Raw genomic sequence first — 3,300 nt, 5'->3', positions numbered from 1 at the left:
CCGATCCCCTTGATCGAGAATTTCAGATCGGTCTTGCCGGGGCCTTTGATGTGCACCTTGTTGGTGCGCTTCATCAGCTTGACCAGCGGGTCCATGGCCTTGGACATTTTGGCGTAGTCGATGCAGCAGACGTCGAAGTAAAACTGCTCGAATTTCTCCTGCGGCATCTGCGCCAATTGCGCCATGGCGTTGTTGGGATAGCGCAGCACGACCCACTTGGTTTTCTTGACGCGCTGTTCGAGGTGGACCGGATGATAGAAGAGCGAGTTCCACAGCTTCATTTTGGCGCCGGGGATATCGTTGAGGTCGAAGGGATTTTCCGAGCCGCGCACGCCGATATAGCACTGCGCCTGCTTCATCATCGACAGGTGGAACTTGGCGAAGGCCTTGATCTGCTCGGCGGTGTTGCCGGCGAGGAACTGGCGAATCAACGATTCGTCGTTGTAGAACCAGAAGGGAACGCCGCCGGCCTTGGTGACCTTGCGGATGATCGCCTTGCCCAGTTCGAGGGTGGGGACGCCCTTGATTTCGATGTAGACGACTTCGCCCTTCTTGACCTCGCACGACCAGTTGACGAGGATGTCGGCGAGTTTATCGTGGCGGGGATCTTGCATGAACTACCTCCGGAAAAATCCGTCGCGGCGTGCAGCCGGCGGAGCAAAATGTGTCTTGCGATTAATTAATTGCTGAGCGGCGGACAAATCAATTATAATCGCGCGAAATGAAGATGCGGTGGAAGATGGAAGAGCACAACCCCCTCGGTCCCCCTTTGCCAAGGGGGAATCGGGCGCGGGTCGTTTTTCTGATCGCGACAGTGCTTCTGGCCTCGTGTGCGAAGGAGATGCCGCCGCCGGGCGGACCGGCGGACAAGACGCCGCCAGAGATTTTAGCGACGACGCCGCCCGGGGGCGCGACGATGGTGGATCCTGCGGCGCCGATCGTGGTGGAGTTTTCGGAGCGGATCAACGGCAAGGCGATCGGGAATGCGCTGTTTATTTCGCCGCCGCTGAAGGTCGAGCCGACGGTGCGGGTCAAGGGAGCGCGGCTGCGCATCGAGCCGAATGAGCCGCTGGATTCGGGTCGGACGTATGTGATCACGCTCGGCGCATCGCTGCAGGACTTGCAGGGCAACCGGCTGACGTCGTCGCAGACGCTGGCGTTCTCGACGGGGGAGCAGATCGATTCGGGGCTGATCGCGGGGCACATCTACGACCAGCAGAAACCGCTGGTGAATTTTCGCGTGTTTGCCTACGCGAATGATGCGACTCTGATCGATTCGCTGTTCGTGCGGATTCCGGATTACATCACGGAGTCGGGCAGCGACGGAAGTTTTGCGTTCGCGAACATGAAAGAGGGGGAGTATCTCGTGCTTGGGGTCGAGGACAAGGATCGCGACAACCTGATCAGTAGTGCAGTCGAGAGGATTGCGCTGCCGCCATACCTGGTGAATGCCTTCCCACCGGAGATCAAACCGCAGCGGCTCGATCTGCACGTGACGCGCTATGATTCGACGGAATTGGCGCTGATCAATTGCAGTGAAGATAACGGCGCGCTGATTGTGCAATTTGCCGGCGAGCCGCTTGATCCGGCGACGGTGGTGAGCGACTCGATCAGCATCGTTGATGCGGAAGGAAAAGTGCTGCATCCGGAGGTCGTGAGTTTGCTCACCGCCGAACCGGAGCGGGTGTACCTGTGGAATCAGGCCCTGTTGCGGGACTCGACGTATGCGCTGATTCTGCGCGGAGTGCGGGGCAATGCGGGCAAGCGGTTGGGGGGCGAAGTGTGTTCGTGCGCGGTAGAGTATCGCGGAGTCGATCAGGTCGCGCCAGTGATCAAGGAGCGGATTCCGGCGGGACAGACTGCGACAGTCTATCCAGGGGATACGTTGCGGCTGGTGTTTTCGGAGCCAGTGACAGTCAGGGACAGCGCGGTGATTATCTCGATCGACTCGGCGCAGGTGGTCTTCGGGGCGTTGACGCAGGTAGCCGGTTCGACGCGCTACAAATTGACTACGAGTGAAGTGTTGCCGGCGGAACGGCCGTTGACGACAGTGGTGCAGATGCGGAAGATTATGGATCGCGCCGGCAACACGGGAGCCGACACGATGTACAATTTCAAACTCACGGTCGCGGCGCCGGACTCATTGGCGAGTTTGAGCGGCGTGATCGAGGTGCCGAAAGACCTGTCCGTGACGGTGGTCTTTGCAGGTGCGACGCGCAAACAGCAGTACTTCTTGCGCGAGCAGGTGGCGGGAGCGTTCAAGTTGTCGCTCTATCCTGACCTATATACGGTAACGGCCTTCAGCGACGCCAACGGCAACGATCGGTGGGACGGCGGGAGTTTGCGGCCGTTTGGTTTTGCCGAGCGCGGTTGGTTGGTAGCCGACAGCGTGCGGGTGCGCGCGCGGTTTGACCACGAAGACTATGTTCTCAAGTTAGAGTAGGAGACAGGAGGCGCGATGATCGATTTATCCTCACTGCCGGTTTGGTTAGCGGAGACGATCGTGTTTGCGGCGATCGTGCTCGGGGCGTATCTGCTGTCCGAGGTTGTCGTTCTGATCATCAACCTCGTCAAGCGCTATTTGGCGGCGCGCACCAAGACCGATCTCGACGACAAGATTCTCGATGCCGTCAAGGCGCCGATTCGTTACGCGATGATCTTTGTCGGCGCGACGATCGCGCTGAAGCGGCTCGATCTGCTCACTTCCGAATCGAAGGACTGGGTCTTCAAGATCACCTCCGGCGCAGTCTTTGTCGGCTTTGCGTTCGTCGTGACGATGGTGATGCTGCGGCTGGTCAAGATTTTCACGCGCTGGTATGCCGACAAGGTCGCGGCCAAGACGGAAAGCACGCTTGATGACCAGTTGCTGCCGCTGATTCGGCGGATTCTCAACGTGGTGGTGGTGGCGATCGGCGTGGTCACGGTGCTGGACCATTTTGCGGTCGACGTCAAGGGCTTGATTGCGATCCTGGGGGTCGGTTCGCTGGCGATTGCGCTGGCAGCGCAGGACACGGTGGCGAACATGATCGCCGGGTTCATTCTGATGCTCGACCGGCCGTTCCGCAAGGGCGATCGGGTGGTATTGGCCAGCGGGGAGACGGTGGATGTCTACGACATCGGCTTGCGCTCGTCGAAGTTCATGACGTTCGACAACACGCTGGTGATCGTCCCGAACAACGAACTCGTAAAGGCCAAGGTCACCAATTTGTCATATCCGGAGGAGACGATCCGTGTCAAGATCGATATCGGCGTGGCGTACGGCAGCGATATCGAGAAGGTGAAAGCGATTTTGCTGAATGT

General features: G+C 59.1%; 3 protein-coding genes. 2 read left to right on the top strand and 1 reads right to left on the bottom strand.

Annotation, left to right across the window (positions count from 1 at the left end; translation table 11 throughout):
* A partial coding sequence (locus tag IT585_04560) for an aminopeptidase (protein MCC6962506.1) occupies positions 1-614 on the bottom strand: 614 nt, incomplete at its 3' end.
* A 113-nt stretch (positions 615-727) separates the two neighbouring features.
* Here IT585_04560 and IT585_04555 point away from each other — a divergent pair.
* Positions 728-2,443, top strand: coding sequence for an Ig-like domain-containing protein (locus IT585_04555; GenBank protein ID MCC6962505.1), 1,716 nt, complete (start codon positions 728-730; stop codon positions 2,441-2,443).
* A 15-nt stretch (positions 2,444-2,458) separates the two neighbouring features.
* Positions 2,459-3,300: mechanosensitive ion channel (locus tag IT585_04550; protein MCC6962504.1), on the top strand; the 842-nt coding region annotated here is incomplete at its 3' end.

Source organism: Candidatus Zixiibacteriota bacterium (genome assembly GCA_020853795.1).
Classification (GTDB): domain Bacteria; phylum Zixibacteria; class MSB-5A5; order CAIYYT01; family CAIYYT01; genus JADJGC01.
Note: the sequence above shows the minus strand (reverse complement) of the source record. Positions and strands in the feature narration are given on the sequence as shown.